The 17,839-nt window shown below is 40.9% G+C and carries 17 protein-coding genes and 1 tRNA gene; 5 read left to right on the top strand and 13 right to left on the bottom strand.

What is annotated here, in order from left to right; all coding sequences use genetic code 11:
• Positions 1-165: 165 nt before the first annotated feature.
• The 11 genes from ybgF to P20311_RS14285 all read right to left on the bottom strand — a co-directional run bounded on the left by ybgF (position 166) and on the right by P20311_RS14285 (position 11,306).
• Complete coding sequence (gene ybgF / locus P20311_RS14335) at positions 166-918, bottom strand: tol-pal system protein YbgF (RefSeq protein ID WP_008114146.1); 753 nt, start codon at positions 916-918, stop codon at positions 166-168.
• A gap of 13 nt (positions 919-931) precedes the next feature.
• Positions 932-1,468, bottom strand: a complete 537-nt coding sequence (gene pal, locus P20311_RS14330; RefSeq protein ID WP_008114144.1) for a peptidoglycan-associated lipoprotein Pal — start codon at positions 1,466-1,468, stop codon at positions 932-934.
• Between the two features lie 35 nt (positions 1,469-1,503).
• Positions 1,504-2,862 (bottom strand): Tol-Pal system beta propeller repeat protein TolB, encoded by a 1,359-nt coding sequence (tolB, locus tag P20311_RS14325; protein ID WP_008114142.1) that lies wholly within the window; start codon positions 2,860-2,862, stop codon positions 1,504-1,506.
• An 8-nt stretch (positions 2,863-2,870) separates the two neighbouring features.
• On the bottom strand, positions 2,871-3,776 hold the full coding sequence (tolA, locus tag P20311_RS14320; RefSeq protein ID WP_008114140.1) for a cell envelope integrity protein TolA: 906 nt from the start codon (positions 3,774-3,776) through the stop codon (positions 2,871-2,873).
• A 4-nt stretch (positions 3,777-3,780) separates the two neighbouring features.
• The gene (tolR, locus tag P20311_RS14315; RefSeq protein WP_008114139.1) at positions 3,781-4,212 is read right to left on the bottom strand and encodes a protein TolR; all 432 of its coding nucleotides are present in this window, start codon (positions 4,210-4,212) and stop codon (positions 3,781-3,783) included.
• A complete protein-coding gene (gene tolQ, locus P20311_RS14310; protein WP_008114137.1) occupies positions 4,199-4,903 on the bottom strand; it encodes a protein TolQ in 705 nt (234 codons plus the stop codon). Before tolQ ends, tolR begins: the two co-directional genes overlap by 14 nt.
• 906 nt (positions 4,904-5,809) lie before the next feature.
• The gene (gene ruvB, locus P20311_RS14305; protein ID WP_008114134.1) at positions 5,810-6,817 is read right to left on the bottom strand and encodes a Holliday junction branch migration DNA helicase RuvB; all 1,008 of its coding nucleotides are present in this window, start codon (positions 6,815-6,817) and stop codon (positions 5,810-5,812) included.
• A gap of 7 nt (positions 6,818-6,824) precedes the next feature.
• The gene (ruvA, locus tag P20311_RS14300; RefSeq protein WP_008114133.1) at positions 6,825-7,442 is read right to left on the bottom strand and encodes a Holliday junction branch migration protein RuvA; all 618 of its coding nucleotides are present in this window, start codon (positions 7,440-7,442) and stop codon (positions 6,825-6,827) included.
• A 2-nt stretch (positions 7,443-7,444) separates the two neighbouring features.
• Positions 7,445-7,969 (bottom strand): crossover junction endodeoxyribonuclease RuvC, encoded by a 525-nt coding sequence (ruvC, locus tag P20311_RS14295; protein ID WP_008114131.1) that lies wholly within the window; start codon positions 7,967-7,969, stop codon positions 7,445-7,447.
• A 132-nt stretch (positions 7,970-8,101) separates the two neighbouring features.
• Positions 8,102-10,603 carry an ABC transporter permease gene (locus P20311_RS14290; RefSeq protein WP_008114128.1) on the bottom strand — a complete coding sequence of 834 codons (2,502 nt, stop codon included), beginning with the start codon at positions 10,601-10,603 and terminating at the stop codon, positions 8,102-8,104.
• Positions 10,593-11,306, bottom strand: coding sequence for an ABC transporter ATP-binding protein (locus P20311_RS14285; RefSeq protein WP_008114127.1), 714 nt, complete (start codon positions 11,304-11,306; stop codon positions 10,593-10,595). The genes P20311_RS14290 and P20311_RS14285 overlap by 11 nt, the downstream gene beginning before the upstream one ends.
• Between P20311_RS14285 and P20311_RS14280 the strand changes: the two genes are divergently transcribed.
• The 5 genes from P20311_RS14280 to P20311_RS14260 all read left to right on the top strand — a co-directional run bounded on the left by P20311_RS14280 (position 11,307) and on the right by P20311_RS14260 (position 16,395).
• On the top strand, positions 11,307-11,930 hold the full coding sequence (locus P20311_RS14280; protein ID WP_008114125.1) for an arylesterase: 624 nt from the start codon (positions 11,307-11,309) through the stop codon (positions 11,928-11,930).
• Between the two features lie 116 nt (positions 11,931-12,046).
• Positions 12,047-12,123: transfer RNA gene (locus tag P20311_RS14275), tRNA-Pro, on the top strand.
• A gap of 625 nt (positions 12,124-12,748) precedes the next feature.
• Complete coding sequence (locus P20311_RS14270; RefSeq protein ID WP_008114118.1) at positions 12,749-14,230, top strand: PAS domain-containing sensor histidine kinase; 1,482 nt, start codon at positions 12,749-12,751, stop codon at positions 14,228-14,230.
• Positions 14,227-14,649, top strand: coding sequence for a response regulator (locus P20311_RS14265; RefSeq protein WP_008114117.1), 423 nt, complete (start codon positions 14,227-14,229; stop codon positions 14,647-14,649). Before P20311_RS14270 ends, P20311_RS14265 begins: the two co-directional genes overlap by 4 nt.
• Before the next feature lie 24 nt (positions 14,650-14,673).
• Positions 14,674-16,395: a GGDEF domain-containing response regulator gene (locus P20311_RS14260; protein WP_238529454.1), complete on the top strand. Its 1,722-nt coding sequence runs from the start codon at positions 14,674-14,676 to the stop codon at positions 16,393-16,395.
• A gap of 155 nt (positions 16,396-16,550) precedes the next feature.
• On the opposite strand, the gene P20311_RS14255 is transcribed toward P20311_RS14260, so the two are convergent.
• Positions 16,551-17,090, bottom strand: coding sequence for a methyltransferase (locus P20311_RS14255; protein ID WP_008114113.1), 540 nt, complete (start codon positions 17,088-17,090; stop codon positions 16,551-16,553).
• A 448-nt stretch (positions 17,091-17,538) separates the two neighbouring features.
• Positions 17,539-17,787, bottom strand: a complete 249-nt coding sequence (locus P20311_RS14250) for a hypothetical protein (protein ID WP_008114111.1) — start codon at positions 17,785-17,787, stop codon at positions 17,539-17,541.
• Positions 17,788-17,839 lie beyond the last annotated feature (52 nt).

Genomic DNA, 17,839 nt, shown 5'->3' with positions numbered 1-17,839 from the left:
TTTGTCGCATTTCGAGTGGGGTTACCATTCGTTTGCTGCGGGCGCTTATAATACTTATTTATAAAATGAGTGCAACCGAAATTGTCTCTTTTTTTAAGTTTTTATGTCTAGTTGAGCAAATTTAGACCGCTTATGACAAAAAGCAGTCTAATCAAGCATCAACATTTATTTTGATAAGCGATCTGTGGCTAATTTAGCAGCAGTTGTACTTGGGTACTGATTGATAAGCTCATTCAGTATTTTTTGCGCTTCAGCCTTTAACCCTTGCTCTTGTAAAAGTGTACCAAGCTTTAACATTGCATCTGGGCGCTTATTTGAGTTTGGAAATTCGTTAACAACTACTTTGAAATGCTCGGCTGCTTTTACACCGTCATTTTTAATCGTTAATAATTGCCCAAGCCAATAATGTGCGTTCGAGGTGTACACTGAATTTGGATACGTTGTTAAGAACGCTTGAAACTCTGGAATAGCTTGATCATAGCGCTTATCTTTCATTATAAGCGCAACAGCACGCTCGTAGGCTTCGTTTTCAGATAAATCACTGCTGTAGCTTTGATCACTACCTGGTTGCGTGTAGTCTGTTGTAGGCGCTTGAGTGGCCGGTTTAGCATATGCTTGGCTAACACGGTTTTCTATTTCTTGATAAAGCTCGCGTTGGCGCTGCAATACTTTTTCTAGTTTATAGCTTTGCTCTTCGGTAACACCGCGAATTTGACTCACTTCGTCTTGCAGTAAGTTAAGCTGTTGCTGTAACTCTACTTGTAAGAAGTTACGCTGTTGCATCATCTTTTCAAGCGTCGCTAAACGCTTTTCAATGCTCGACTGTGAACTTGCAGCTTCTGAAACAGGAGCGGGAGCAGCCATTAACTGGGTGCTCCCGCTCAATATCATGGCTGCCAAAATAATTTTCGGCTTCATAATATCTCTTATCTTAGTAAACTAGTACCGCACGGCGGTTTTTAGCGAAAGCTTCTTCAGTGCGAGATTTAACCATTGGCTTCTCTTCGCCGTAGCTAACTACTGAAATTTGGCTTTCAGAAACACCTAAACTTTGTAGGTATTTTTCAACTGCTTGTCCACGGTGCTCACCCAGTGCAATGTTGTACTCTGGCGTACCGCGCTCATCTGCGTGGCCTTCGATTAATACTTTAACTGAAGGGTTTTTAACTAAAAACTCAGCGTGTGCACGAAGTAGCTCGCCGTATTGACCTTGAATCGTTGCAGTGTCAAAACCAAAGTAAATGATTTGCTCTTGACGAAGCGCTTCGTACTTTTGACGAAGTTGCTCTTCAGCTTGTTGCTCTGGCGTCATTGTTGCTACTTCAACTGTATCAGTTGTTTGTTCAACAGTTGCTTGGTTAGACTGGTTAGCTGCATTTTCATCGATATCTGAAGATGAGCTACAAGCTGCTAGTGTCATTACTGGCACAGCAATTAGCAGGCCTTTAAGTATTTTGTTAAGTTGCATTGAGTAGATTCCTATTTTGAGTAAACCAGCAATTATTACTGTAAATATGGCGACCAAGCCGGTGCCTTTACTTGTCCATCAAGCACAGGTAAGCGTGCTTTAAAACGGCCGTCCATCGATACTAGCGCAAGTACCTGTTTATTATTATGGAGCGTGCTATATATAATCATCGAGCCATTTGGCGCTATGCTCGGCGATTCATCAAGGCGAGTTCGGGTTAAAACTTGGAACGCACCTGTAGCCAACTCTTTCTTAGCAAGATGATACTGTCCGTTAGTACGGTTTACCATCACTAATTCTTTTCCGTCTGGCGAAATAGAACCCGCTAGGTTCATGTCACCGTCAAAGGTTAATCTTTGAGATCTGCCAGTTTTTAAATTTAACTTATAAATCTGAGCATTACCACCCCTTTCCGACGTAAATACTATATCTTGGCCATTTGGGTACCACGAAGGTTCGGTATCTATACTACGATGGCGAGTTAATCGTGTCTCTTTACGTGTTAGTAAGTCTAATAAGTAAACCTCAGTTGCACCAGTTTTATCTTTTGACAGCACCAACAGTAGCTTTTTACCATCTGGCGAGAACTGCGGCGCACCGTTAATTCCTTTATAGCTGGTGATCAATTCACGTTTACCGGTATAAATGTCTTGAATAAATATTTGGCTCTGGCGATTTTCAAACGTTACATACGCTAATTTAGTCCCATCGGGCGACCATACTGGCGACATTAATGGCTCTTTTGAGCGCAATAATACTTGTTCATTAAAGCCATCGTAGTCAGCAACTACTAACTGATAAGGCTTTTCATCAGTATCACGAACAATAACATAGGCTATTTTTGTTAAAAACGCGCCTTTTTCACCGGTAAGTTTTTCATAAATTACATCACTGATGCGGTGCGAGTAACGACGAAAGCCAGTTTCACCAATCACGCTTTGACGCGCTTCTAAAATATGATCTTGGCTTTGAATCAGCTTACCGCTGCTCATCATTTGTGTTTCACCGCCAGTGATTTGTCCGCGAATAACATCAACCAGCTCATATCGCACTAGATAGCGTCCGTTGGTTTGCTGCTCTACTTCACCAACCAATACAGCCTCTACACCTTGGTTTACCCAAGCACTGTAATCAATATCCGCATCTTTGTGAGGTTGTTGCGGCATTTGCGACACACTCACAGGCTTAAACTTACCGCTGCGCATTAAATCGGCAGCAATTACATTACTTAGCTGCTCTGGAATAGGACCAATACCTTGGTATTTAAATGGCACAATCGCAATCGGTCTTGCGCCGTCTATACCTTCAGTAATAACAATTTCAAGTGCTGCATGTGCCACACTTTGAAATCCTAATATTAAAACTAAACAGGCTATTTTAATTTTGTTAAACATGTCATCCCTTAAAACTCTGGCGCGATGGTTATATTAATATTCTTTAGTTGCTCGAATACGTCTTTGTCTTTAGATACCGGTAATGTGTCGGCCATGCGAACGGCTCTTAATGCAGCCTCACACACTAACTTATCACCGCCTAACGATTTTACCTGCGTTACTAGCCCATTAAATCCAAGACGGATATTAATGCGGCATTGCTGGTTTTTCATTTTTTCATCAATTAGTAAGTTTTGTTGAATACGCGCCATAATTAGAGCGCGGAATTTATCAACTTCACTGACTACTTGCTGTTGACGTATTTTATTACGAGCCGCCTGCTCTTTGGCAAGTTGCTCTTGCAGCATTTGTTCTTGCAATGCTTGCTGACGTTTACGTTCTGCTTCTTCAGCGCGTTTTTTACGCTCTTCTTCAGCTTTTTTAAGTGCCGCTTCTTCCGCTTTGCGTTTATCGGCAGCTGCTTTTGCTGCGTTTTCAGCTTCTTGCTTTTGCTTTTCGGCTTGCTTCGCTTTTGCTCGCTCGCGCTGTTCTATTTCTCGGGCTTTTTTAGCTTGTGCTTGCGCTTCTGCGGTTTCTTTTTCTTTCGCTCTGCGCTGCTGTTCAAGCTTTTTAATGCGCCTTGCTTCAGCTTCACGCTGTTTACGTGCATCGGCTGCTCTGCGCTCTAAATCGCGAATGCGTTTATCTTCAGCACGCTTTTTATCATCTTCTTTCTTTTTAAGCTCAGCTATTTTTTGCTCAACTTGCTTTTGATCAACCGTAACCGCCGAAACCGCTTTCTCTGGTTCAGGAATAGCCGCATTAAGCGTCACTTCCATTACTTTAGGTTTAGGAGGATGAATGTTTGCTGACGCATACAAAAACCCACCTAACGCTAAATGCAGCAATACTGATTTAATTAATGAACTACTCATACAGTTACTTGGTCCCCTCAAAGGATTCGGTCATTAACCCGACCGACGGTACACCTGCATTTTTTAAAAAGTCCATTAACAATAACACTTCCTGATACGACACTTTACCCGAGCCTTTTATCATCACAGGTACATCCGGGTTTTTCATTAGTTGTAGTTTAATTACTGCAGCTACATCTAATGCTTCCATTGGCTCTTCAGGATCGGTACCTACACTTACGTAATACTTACCATCGGCATCAATAGAGGCAATAATGGGTGGCGTGTCCTTGGTATCGACTAAGTCCGACTCTTCCATTTTTGGCAGGTCTACTTTTACACCATGAGTAATTAACGGCGCAGTGGCCATAAATATAATAAGCAGCACCAACATTACATCAATGTATGGTACTACATTAATTTCTGCGACTGGGCGACGCTTTTTACGCTGGTACATTCGCTTGAGCCTCTATTTGGGTAGCTGCTTGACGGTGTAAGATATTGGCAAATTCTTCCATAAAGTTAATGTAGTGAGATTCTAACTTTTCAACTTTATTAGCAAATCGGTTGTAAGCAATAACAGCTGGAATTGCCGCAAACAAACCCATTGCTGTAGCAATTAGTGCCTCTGCGATACCGGGTGCAACCATTTGTAAGGTTGCTTGCTTTACTTCACCTAGAGCGATAAAGGCATTCATAATACCCCACACCGTACCAAATAAGCCGATGTATGGGCTAATTGAACCCACTGTTGCTAAAAACGATAAGCTTGATTCTAGTTTTTCTATTTCACGAGAAAGCGCAACCCGCATCGAACGGTGTGTGCCTTCCATTACAATGCCCGCACTTTGAAAGGTATTTTTTTTATGACGTGCAAACTCTTTAAAGCCTGAAGTGAATAACGCTTCAATGCCAGCTGATTGGCCACCGCGTGATGAAATTTCGTTATATAGTTTACTTAGGTCAACACCAGACCAAAAACGTTGCTCAAATTTTTTGGCATTTGCTAAGGCGTCAGAGATGGCTTTTTTACGTTGAAAAATAATAGCCCACGACATAACCGACATAGCAACCAACGCTAGCATTACTAATTGCACAAGCAAACTGGCTTCTAGAATTAGATCTAAAAAATTAAGCCCTGATCCCACGTTAAACTCCTAAATAATTAAAAACATCAAATTGATTTATTTGAGTAAGGTAACTTAGCAATACATTCGCCACCATTAAAGTTTAGCTAGTGTATCTAGTGTATTTCCTGCTGACAACGATATTGCTGTGAATAGACAACAAAAAACGTTAAAAAAACAGCTTTACTCAATATTTACTATTTAACTCTTGTTCTACTGTATAAATAAATAACAACAAGGCTATATATTAGCGCGCTTAGATTCACTGAAGAGTTACAAAAACACGCTGTTTATTCAAAATTAATGCATAAGCACTCATAATTACCACATCCTTACCTTAACGTAATAGTAAAACTAATACCGAACGTTAATATGTTAATATACATAAACAAAGCATTTCATTAACTTATAGAATTAATGATTAATTAACATGCAACAATAAGCTAAAACAAAAAACCGCTGCTATTAGTTTTTTTAATCTGAAAATATAAATTTTCTAGTTTGAACAAATTGTGTCGCTTCGGTATTATTCTCCCATACCGAGCTAGCGCATTAAATGAAAGCTATTTCATTGAATCCAGTTCCTCGTAATATGATTTATTTCGTATTACTTTTTTACTTCTTGGGGTATGACCTCAACAAGTAAAACGTAGTTCCCTAGATTACTTCCTTAAACTTGTTGTTTGCCCGCATTTTTTGCGGGCTTTTTTTTGCCTGCAATTTAGCAAACCATCTAAATTCGGCCTAAACACTGTCACAGCAGGCGAACAATAGCCTGATATGTCTTAACGCTCAGTGAATTATTGGCAAAGTAAAATACGTCTCAATTTAACCTTTGCCCATACTAAAAAGCCACTGTCGATAAAATGACAGTGGCTTTAGTATTTAACCTAAACTCTGGATAATAAATCTATCTCAAGCTGCTAATTAGTCTTGCTTGGGAAGTAAACCAAAATGATGGTACGCATTATCCGACACAATTCGTCCGCGAGGCGTGCGCTGAATAAACCCTTGTTGAATTAAAAACGGTTCAATCACATCTTCTATGGTTTCTTTTTCTTCACCTATGGCAGCGGCTAAGTTATCAAGGCCAACCGGGCCACCCATAAATTTTTCAATAATGGCGAGTAAATATTTACGATCCATGTAATCAAAACCGCTTTTATCAACATCAATCATATCGAGGGCTTGCTGAGCTACCTCAGCATTAACCGTACCGTCTGATTTAACTTGGGTGTAATCGCGCACTCGGCGCAATAATCGATTTGCAATACGTGGCGTACCGCGCGAACGTTTGGCTATTTCGGCCGCGCCATCGTCACACATTTCTAAACTAAGATAATGCGCTGAGCGCCCCACAATATGTGATAAGTCCTCCAAAGAGTAAAACTCTAAGCGCTGAACAATACCAAAACGGTCACGCAGTGGAGAAGTTAATGATCCCGCACGGGTAGTTGCACCAATGAGTGTAAATGCGGGTAAATCAAGCTTAATAGAACGCGCTGCAGGGCCTTCACCTATCATAATATCGAGCTGGTAATCTTCCATTGCCGGGTAGAGTATTTCTTCAACCTGCGGGCTCAAACGGTGAATTTCATCAATAAATAGTACATCACCCTCTTCAAGGTTAGTGAGCAATGCGGCTAAATCGCCCGCTTTTTCAAGCACAGGCCCAGACGTGGTTTTAATATTTACGTTTAATTCGTTCGCCACAATATTAGCAAGCGTGGTTTTACCTAAGCCTGGTGGGCCAAATATCAATAAGTGATCCAACGCTTCGCTACGACTGCGCGCAGCTTCAATAAATATTTCCATTTGTTGCTTAACATGCGGCTGACCACGATAGTCGGCCAGTAACTTAGGCCTAATAGCACGGTCTATGGTGTCTTCGTTGGTTTTTTCAGCAGCATCTATTAAGCGATCAGCTTCGATCATAATTTACTCACAGCATTGATTTCAAAGATTCTTTAATTAGAACCTCAGTCGACATATCGGGTTTGCTTACTGATTTTACTGCTTTTTGCGCTTGTGGCAATTTATAACCGAGCGCCACTAACGCCGAAACCGCATCATCGGCCGCATTATTGGCTATAGTTGCATCGCTCGCAGGCTCTATTACGGCGCTATCGCTAAATGGGGTAAATAAGTCATTACCCCAATTTTTTAATCTGTCTTTCATTTCGAGCACTAAGCGCTCTGCGGTCTTTTTGCCCACCCCTGGTAGTTTAACCAAGGCAGTGGCATCTTCATTATTTACACAACTTACAAACTGCTGCGCCGACATGCCCGACAAAATAGCTAAGCCTAGTTTAGGCCCTACTCCATTGGCTTTTAACAGCTCTCTAAATAACGCACGTTCGGTTTTATTATTAAAGCCAAACAATAACTGTGCGTCTTCGCGTACTACAAAATGAGTGTACACAATGGCGTTGTCGCCTACTTTAGGCAAATCGTAAAAACAGGTCATTGGCATTTGTACTTCGTAGCCAACGCCGCTCACTTCTAATAGTATTTCTGGGGGCTGTTTTTCAACTAACACGCCGTTTAAGCGACCTATCATTGTTATTTCCTTAGACGTCCTCTAACGGTTTTGCTTGCGCTACCCGCTAGTTTTATTAAATTTTGTTCAGAGTGGGCATGGCAAATTGCAATTGCAAGCGCATCCGCCGCATCGGCTTGCGGCGTACCTGGCAGTTTAAGTATGTTTTTAACCATATGTTGTACTTGCGATTTATCTGCCCCACCGTTACCCACAACGGCTTGCTTTATTTGCCGTGCTGAGTATTCAAAAACCGGTAAGTCGGCCATAGAGGCACCGACAATCGCAGCACCACGGGCTTGACCTAGCTTTAAAGCAGAATCAGGGTTATGCGCCATAAATACTTTTTCTATAGCAAATGTTTCAGGCGAAAATTGCTCTATAAGTTGCGTAATGCCCTGGTAAATCATTTTAAGTCGGGTGGGAAAGTCATGATCGGCTAATTTAATACAGCCACTGCCTAAGTATGTAAACTTGGCACCTTGATGCGCAACCACACCGTAACCCGTTAAACGCGAGCCCGGATCGATCCCTAAAATTATGGCCAAACAGCACTCTCATTATTGTTATTTATTAATAGTGCTAATAATGCCAGAGCACTGTATAAATTACCAGTACAAAGCAAAAACAAAAATGCCTACTTAAAAAGTAGGCATTTAAACGCTATTTGGCTGGAAAGTTTACGCCAATGCGCGTACTAAGCCTTGGGTATTTTGTTTAAGCGTACGGGCAATCATAAAATAGCCTAACCCTGCTACAAACACGCCGCCAGCAACGGGGCCTATAATCCAAATATTAGGATGCAGCTTACCCGCTAAATCAAACATTTGCTGCTGAACAATCAATAACGCAATATCGCTGAAAAATGCAGCCACCAGTCCGGCTAAACCGCCCAGTAATAAAAACTCATACAAGGTGGCATTTTTGATTAATCGGCTTTTAGCGCCCAAAGTACGCAGTATCACAATTTCTTGCATCCGCTCACCTAAGCTTGCTTGCACCTGCGATATAAGTACCAACGCGCCACACAACACCACAATAGCCAGTACAAAGCCAATAGCTAACGACACTTGCTCAATAGTCGATTGAATTTGTTTAACAAAGTTGTCTACATCAATCGCTGTAATAGTAGGGTATGCTCGCAATAGCTGGCTAAAATCGCGCTTTTGCTCAGGCTCAATACGTACTGATGAAATATAGGTGGCCGGAAAGCTGCTAAGTACATCTGGGCTTAAAATAATAAAAAAGTTAGGCTTGAGGGTGGCCCAATTTACTTTTCGCACACTGGTTATTTTAGCATCAAACGACTGTGCACCAATTAAAAATGTAAGAGTATCGCCTAGTTTAACATCGAGGCGCTGCATCATTGACTCTTCCAGTGAGGCCTCGGCAACGGCGTCATCGCCAAACCACTGACCATCGATAATGTCATTTTGCGAAGGGACCTCGTTAAGCCAAGTTAAGTTAAGCTCGCGGCCAATGCCTGAGCGGGCTTCTTCGTCTTTTTTCTCGTTATCTTGCAATGACACTTCACGCGCAACCGCTTCACCGTTGACGGCATTTACGCGACCACGAATAGTCGGGTAAAACTCCGACACCTGAATGCCTTTTTGTGCTAAGTATTCATTTACCGGATCCAGCTCATTTTGCGTAATATTAACCAAAAAGGCATTAGGTGCATCGCTTGGTAACTGAGACTGCCAATCCGAAATAATGTCGTTTTTTAGCACAATTAAAAACAACAGTAATTTAATCGCTAGCGAAAAACTAATTAGCTGCACCGCATTAACGTTGGCGCGCTTTTGAATAGACGCAATAGCCAACGACCAGCTGTTACCTGGCTTTAAGCCTAGCTTTCGACCCCCGCCAAATATTAATTTAGAAATTAAAAACAACACTAAAATAAGGGCAAGCGTTGAGGCAAATAAAATAAGGGTAATTTTAATATTGTTACTAAATAACCACATTAATAAAAATACCGTTAAGGCGCTAAGCCCTAAATGGATTTTACTTACCGCAAGGCGGTCGCCTAAATTACGGCGAAGCACTCTAAGTGGTGGAATATCAAATAAGTCTAACAATGGCTTAATAGAAAACATAACCGCACAAATAACCCCGGTGCTAATAGCCACTAACCACGGTTTAAACCCTGCCATAGGCAGTTCGGTTCCCATGCTTTTTGCAAGGTAACCAGTTGCAACTTCTTGTAAGCCGTAACCAATAGCAAGGCCAACGACTACCGCCATGGTACACACCATTAATAAGTGCATAAGGTAAATTTTGCGGATCATGTCACGGCTGCCACCTAAGGTTTTCATCATTGCGACTGGGTCATATTGGCGCTCACAATAGCGCTTAGCCGATACTGCAATAGCAACCGCGGCTAATATAATGCCCAGCAAACCTGCTAACAATAAAAAGCTTTCGGCTCTGTTTAAGCTATTTGAAATAGGAGACTGGCGGTCTTTTACACCATACCAGTTTTGGTTTTCTTTGAGTTGCGGTTTTAGCCAATCGTAAAAACTATTGATGTCGTTTTCATCACCTGCATATAACTGGCGGTAAAATACACGACTGCCTGGCTGTATTACTTCGGTTTTTGCCACATCATCTATGTTTATGAGCACCCTACGGCTACTAGAGAACACATTAAATGGCGCATCGGGTTCTTCTACAATCACCTTTTCAACATTAAATAACGCAGCACCAAGCTCAACTTGGTCGCCTACGTTTATGTTTAAGCTATAAAAAACTGACTCACTTAACCATACGTTACCAGGGCTTGGCGCACCGGGTGCAACCTCAGTTTGAGCATTCAAACCCGACTTAACTTTCAATTGGCCTTTAAGCGGATAACTGTTTGATGCAGCCTTTACCGAGCTAAACTGCATTTGATCGTTTGCAAACAGCATAGTGTCAAAGTACACCATTTGTGCAGTTTGTAAGTTTTGTTGTTCTGCTTTGGTTATAAAGGCGGTATCTATGGCGTGATTGCTGGCAAGAACACGATCTGCTGCTATAAATGCACTGCTTTTTTGCGCAATACTTTGTGCAATTCGCTCAGTTACCATAGATAAGGTAAGTACGGTTAATACCGCCAGTGCAATGGCTGCGCTTATTACGGTTAGTTCACCACGGCGAAACTCACGAGAAAATAGTTTAAGCGCTAATTTAGCCCACATTTGCCATTTCCTCTGTTGAATTTTGTACCAGCTCCCCCGCCTCTATTTGAATAATGCGTTCACATTTTTGCGCTAAGGCTTCATCGTGAGTGACTAAAATGAGGGTTGTTCCGTTTTGCTTATTTAAATCAAATAATAACGACTCAATCATATGGCCATTTTTGCTATCTAAGTTAGCTGATGGCTCATCGGCAAACAATATTTTAGGTGAACCCACAAATGCACGGGCAATCGCAACACGTTGTTGCTCACCACCAGATAACTGCGACGGGTAATGATCAACCCGATGGCTTAAGCCTACTTTTTCAAGCAAAGCGAGCGCTTGTTCTTTGGCGTCTTCTTTACCTGCAAGCTCTGCCGGTAGCATCACGTTTTCAAGTGCAGTTAAACTTTGTACCAACATAAAAGACTGAAACACAAAGCCAACTTTTGCAGCTCTGAGTGCGGCCCGCGCTTCTTCGTCTAATTCGTGCAGTGGCTCCCCATCTAACATTACTTCGCCGCTGCTGGCCGTATCAAGCCCTGCTAATAAACTTAATAAAGTGGATTTACCTGAGCCCGACGTGCCAACAACAGCAACAGACTCACCGTGCTTGACATTAAAGCTGATGTCGCTGAGGATGGACAACTCACCTTCAAGGGTAGATACAACTTTAGACAAACCATTTACTTGAATTATATTTAATTGAGAAAGCGCTGACATATGACTCATTCAATCCTACGTTGTGTATTCATTTTATTTTTAGTTATTAACCCACTACACGCGGCAGCTAACAACACGATTTTAATACTTGGTGATAGTTTAAGCGCAGCCTATGGCTTAAAACAAGAACAAGGCTGGGTGCAATTGTTACAAGATAAATACGATGCCAAGCAACGCCCTATCAACTTAGTTAATGCCAGTATTAGCGGCGAAACCACCGGCGGTGCATTGCGCCGATTAGACGCGCTACTTGAACAATATCAACCCACTCACGTACTTATTGAGCTCGGTGCTAATGATGGCCTACGCGGTTTTCCTATCACTAAAATGCAGGCTAACTTAACGGCTTTAATTGAAAAAAGCCAAGCTGCAGATGCGCAAACCGCACTTATGGAAATATATATTCCACCTAACTATGGCCCGCGTTACAGTAAAATGTTTACCGATAGTTTTGCCAGTGTTAGTGAAGCTACCGACTCGCATTTAATGCCGTTTTTTGTGCTTAAAGTAGCAGGAAAAAGCGAGCTAATGCAAAACGATAACTTACACCCTAACAAAACTGCTCAACCAATACTACGAGATGAAATGTATAACACGATCAACCAGTGGTTAAATAAAGACTAAGGCCGTGTAAAACACTCTGCGCAAGCGCTTAAAATCACACGCTTGCGCAATAAACATCCAAACAAACAAAAGCTTATTGATTTTTTTATAAATACACGTACTATTGCTATCGAAGTCGGTATGTGGCGCAGCTTGGTAGCGCACTGTCATGGGGTGGCAGGGGTCGAGAGTTCGAATCTCTCCATACCGACCATTAATCTCTCTTTAAATTCTATTTTCTCTAGTTAAAACTATTTTCCTGTCGTACTACCTAATTTAATAATAAAAAATATCGCACATTTATCGCACCAACCAATTTATTGACTGTTTTTCTGCTTTTTTGATTTCAAAGGTATTGAGGTTATGTGACGCCTCACTTAAATACTTTTCAAATAATAAAGAAGCACGTATCTACTTTTACTTTTTGATGTATTGGCTTGAGTTTATTGATATGCAGCTGTGGGCAGGCATTCAATAAGTATGATGTCTGAAGTCAAGATTTGGCCTTTTCTATACATTAGTTTGTTTTCAAGACATGCCGAGCGCCAATAAATAATTAACACAAATAGTAGCCGTACTAAAATCAGCATTTTTGAATCCTTTGCGATAGAGTGTAGGGTTATCTAAAACAAAGCTATATCTAATGAGCACTACAACTAATACTCCCCACCCCAACCCTAAATCAATATGTCTTTTTCACCTATAACGACTCGCTAAAATATAAGAAGAAATTATTAAAATGGGTATTTAAATAACAGGTTCTTCCTCTAAGTTTGCTGTTCATTACTTGTTCGACTATTACTATATTATGGGAACTAAATTTACTTGCCGGATGCTTGATGGACCTTAAAAAAGTAAATAAAAAATCTAACTCACTAAGTTCAAATATAAATATGGATGAGACGTTTTTAACTCAGCTAGTTAATTGTTTACCCATGGGGGCAATGATAGTTAATACTGATGCTCAGATCCTTTTTGCCAATAGTCAACTATCTGAAATACTGGGCTATGAGGATTCAGAACTCATAGGAATGAACATAGATAGTTTACTTCCGGCGCAATTTAAAGCGAACCATACCCATTTGATGAGTCAGTTTTTTGTTAACCCTCGAAAACGCTTGATGGGTGAAGGCCGTGAGTTATTTGCGAGTCAAAAAAATGGTAAGCAAATCCCAATTGAAATAGGTTTAAACCCAATACACGGACAACAAGAGTTAGTTTTAGCCACATTAGTAGATATATCGCAAAGGCTGCGCGCAAATAATATGTTTCAACGCTCTATTCAGGCTGCACCACATGGTGTGTTAATAGTTGACCAAGCGGGCATTATACAAGCGGTAAATCAATCGTTATGTAAATCTTTTGGTTACAGTGAAATAGAACTACTCGATAAAAAAATGGAAATGTTATTACCGCAGCGCTACCAAGGGCATCACTCTGCTCTTCGTCATTCATTTCACCGTGAGCCCAGTGTCAGAAGGATGGGAGTAGGCAGAGATTTAACCGCCTTACACAAAGACGGTAAAGAATTCCCAGTTGAAGTAGGCTTGAGCCCTTTTATAAATACCAATGATGAAGACATGGTGTTTGTGTCGTTATTAGATATAACAGAACGAAAACGAATGGAAACTGAGCTAAAAGAAAATAACACAAGTTTGAAGGAGTTTACCTATGTGGCTTCTCATGATTTACGCTCTCCATTGCGGGGCATTTCAAACTTAATTGAATGGATAAAAGAAGATTTAGGCACTACCACAGCTGAAGTGGAATATAACTTAACACGTATTGATGATCGTATTCATAAAATGGAGACGTTAATAGATAATTTATTGGCCTATGCAAGAGCTGGCAAAGCTACCCCAGATACTCAAGTAATCGATATGCATAAATTAATTTCTAACGTTACCGAACTGTTAGATTTACCGGCTGGAATGAAGCTTCATAAAGACATTCAATTAAATACCATTGTCACTGCATGGACGCCGCTTGAAACCGTTGTTCGTAATTTGCTAAGTAATGCCATTAAACACCATGACAGTAAAGAGGGAACTATAGAGATTCGTTGTGTAGCAGAAAATACGCTTTGCCATATAACGGTTACTGATGATGGCCCCGGTATACCAGCAGAGGCTTACGAGCGTATTTTTAGTTTATTTCAAACAACCTCAGATGATAAGTCGGGTTCAGGTATAGGCTTGTCTATTAGTAGGCGCCTCGCACAAACTCATGGTGGGCGTATTTCTGTTAGTTCAAATGAGCCGCAAAAAGGCTCTACATTTCATGTTTGGTGGCCGCGCTTTGCAAGGAAAGAAAATTTATGATCAAAAATCTGTCTATACTGCTTGTTGAGGATGACGATGTTGCCGCAGAAGCCGTAACAAGAAGCTTAAGAAAAGTTGATCCTAAAATTAAAATAATTTGGAAAGAAAACGGAAAACTTGCGCTCGATGCGTTACGAGAAAAAGCACAACAAAAAGAAATATCAGAGCCCTACTTAGTATTGCTAGACCTGAATATGCCAGTGATGAATGGCTTTGAGTTTTTAGAACATATTCGTAAAGATAAAAAATTAAACAATACCGTTGTATTTATCCTAACAACCTCAAATGAGGATAACGATCGCACTCGCGCGTACCATAACAACGTAGCAGGTTATATGGTTAAACATGCAATTGGCCCGCAGTTTGCCAAATTAGCGACACTTATGGATGCTTATATACATGCCGTTGAGCTTGAATAAGCCACCTTAGCAAGAGATATGGATATGATAACTTCAATAGATCACTTTGAAACCTGCGACAGTATTAACCTACTCATTGTTGATGACGATGCGGTTGATAGAGAACAAATTCGCCGTATGATATCTCGCTCTAATATACAGGCGAAAATTTCAGAGGCATCCTCTATTGAAAGCTCTATGTCTTATCTTGAGCATGGGGAGTTTGATTGTGTCATAGTTGATTACCGATTAGGTATCGGATCGGGGCTTACTCTGCTGGATAATATTAGAAAGTCTGTTAATAACCATTGTGCTGTGATTATGGTCACAGGCTTGGGAGATGAAAAAATAGCAGCAGAAGCTATGCGCCTTGGGGCAAGCGATTATTTACTTAAAAACCAATTAAAAAGCGCTCAGTTGATACACTCTATATCTAGCTCCATTCAACGCGCAAGCTTAGAAAAAAAACTTCATGACATGGCACACTACGATAGCCTAACAGGCTTAGCAAGCCGCCCTATTTTAATTGATCAGCTTCAACAGGCCATTAAATCTGAGCAAAAGCTCGCCGTTGCCTATTTAGATTTAGATAACTTTAAACCCATTAATGACAAATACGGTCATGAAACCGGTGATTTCGTGTTAAAAACCATTGCCCAGAGGCTACAAAGTACATTACGTAAAGAAGATACACTCGCGCGTATCGGCGGAGATGAGTTTATCTTTTTATTAAGGGGGGCTGCGCACACGATACAAGAATATGAGATTCTGTTACAAGAGGTGCTGATTGAGGTAAACGATCCAATAAAATTAGCAGAGTTTTCGTGCTCTGTTCAGATTTCAGCTAGTGTTGGCGTTGCGCTTCCTAATAATGATGGCTTAAGCTGCGATGACGTTTTACGCCGAGCCGACCAAACCATGTACCAAGCTAAAAGGTCTGGGACAAACCGAATTCTGTTTTTTGATCCGGAAGAAGAAAGTCTAAGGCATGCTAAACATGATTTATTATTGGCTGCCGAGCAAGGCATTGCGCGTAAAGAATTTATTTTACATTATCAACCAAAGGTCAATTTGATGGATCACCAGTTGATTGGCGTTGAAGCCCTAATACGCTGGAATCACCCTACTTTGGGTTTACTTTACCCAGGTCACTTTTCAGAGGTATTAGAGCACCCACACATTGGGATATTGATTGGTGAATGGGTACTCGCTGAAGCCCTAAAACAACATAAAATTTGGACAAGAAATCACCTTTGTATGAGTGTAAATATCTCGCCAGCCCATTTACTTAGTGAAGGCTTTGTTGAAAACCTCAGAGAGTTACTCATCAGCACCAATAATATAAAGCCAAAAACACTCGAGTTGGAAATTTTAGAGAGCACCACAATTGGAAATGTTGACCAAGCAGTCGACGTGCTCAATGGCTGTCGAAATTTAGGGGTGAGTATTGCTTTAGACGACTTTGGCACAGGTTACGCTTCTTTGAGTTATTTAAAAAAATTACCTTTAGATACACTAAAAATAGACCAAAGCTTTGTTAAAAAACTCCTATCAGACCAGGAAGACAAGTCTATCGTTACCTGTATCGTGGCGCTAAGTAAAGCATTTGGGTATAACCTAGTAGCAGAGGGGATAGAGTCACAAGAGCTCGAAAAAGTGCTTATAGGCATGGGTTGCTATCATGGACAAGGCTATTATATTGCCAAACCAATGTCTGCAGATAACATGAACTTATGGATAAAAAATATGACATCAGCTAAGCACTAACACTAAACAATATCTCTCTATGTTCGCATTTATTATCCCAGTAAAATAGCAAATCACTTCAGCTTGCGCTCATCATTACGCTCTTTATTTTGATCGTTTTAAAAAACCTTTTTGCTAATTTAACCATAAAATTTGCTGGTTCTAATTAAATACCGCTATTGAGGTTGCCAGTGGTACACATAAATAGGTGTTTGGTAAAAATCTTTAAGTTTGATCACTTTAGTTGGTTTATATGAAGGCAAAGCAAAAGTGTTACTCACAATAGTGATGTTTTTAAACAAGTCATGTTTTAACTTATCTTCAAGCGCTAGCATACCACCAGGAAACAAGTAACATACCAAAGTAGACGCAGCACTGAGATCGGCACTTTTAAAGTCTTTTCGATAGAGGGTAAGGTTATTTAAACCCAAACTATATTTAAAAAGCACTGAAACCATCCAAGGAAACCACGATAACTCATAGCCAATAATCTGGTTCTTAGGATGCTTTTTGGCAACCGCTATAACGAGCGTTCCCCAACCTGAACCTACATCAATTAATGCGCCCTTTTCATCCATGTTTATTTCAGCAAGCATAGCTTGGCGCGCTTTACTTGAACTCATCATCGGTGAAATTCCCGTTTTTAGCGTACCCCAAACAATAGAGAAGGCTATTAGAAGAACTAAAAAGAAAAGTGCGATAGCAATATAGTCCATACTAACTAACCCCTGTTAACTGTTGAATAGTCATAATTTCACTTTAGTGATTATTCGCTTTTACATAGTAGAACCATTACATAGCGTGGCATTTGAGTAAATTTATTTTAAATTTAACAACTGGTTAAAAACATTCAAACTCACAAAAAAAGCGCCATTTGGCGCTTATTAGATTAGGGTCTGTTGACCTTTTCGGATTAAAATCTGTTCAAACTAGGGGCGGTTTAATCGCGGCGCGAGGTTTGTAACCTAGTGGGCTAAGTCAAAAACGAGCAACAAAGAGTAAATCGCCCCTAGGCAGAACCCGAAGGGCAGCGCCTGTTTGGCATTGATGCTGCGTTATCGCCTATTTATGGGGAATAACCACACCACATAGGCGCTGCCTTGCCTAAATACCAAACAGACTGCTGCAAATTTAACCTTGAAAGGTCAACAGACCCTAGAGGTATTAATGCTTACGCCCTACGCCGTTGCGCACCATGTCTTGGCCGCTTTGAAAAATCTCTTCGGTAATTTCACGGGCTAATAAAAGTTGTTGCTTGTCATCAAACACCGCGACAAAACGGCTGCCGTCGGCATTATTAGTTGCCATGCCGACGCCTGCTACGCCAGTTAAACCTAAGCCGCCGTTTTCCACTTGCAGTAAAAAGCTTTCAAGTTCAGCGAGAGTGTCGATTGCGGTTAGTTTATTTTCCATTATGGTTACTCTGTATGTTGCTCGCCACGGCGAGTCTGTAAATAATATGCAG

The organism is Pseudoalteromonas sp. BSi20311, from assembly GCF_000239875.1.
In the GTDB taxonomy this organism is placed as follows: domain Bacteria; phylum Pseudomonadota; class Gammaproteobacteria; order Enterobacterales; family Alteromonadaceae; genus Pseudoalteromonas.
The sequence above is the reverse complement of the archived record's forward strand: the minus strand, read 5'-3'. Positions and strand labels throughout refer to the sequence as shown.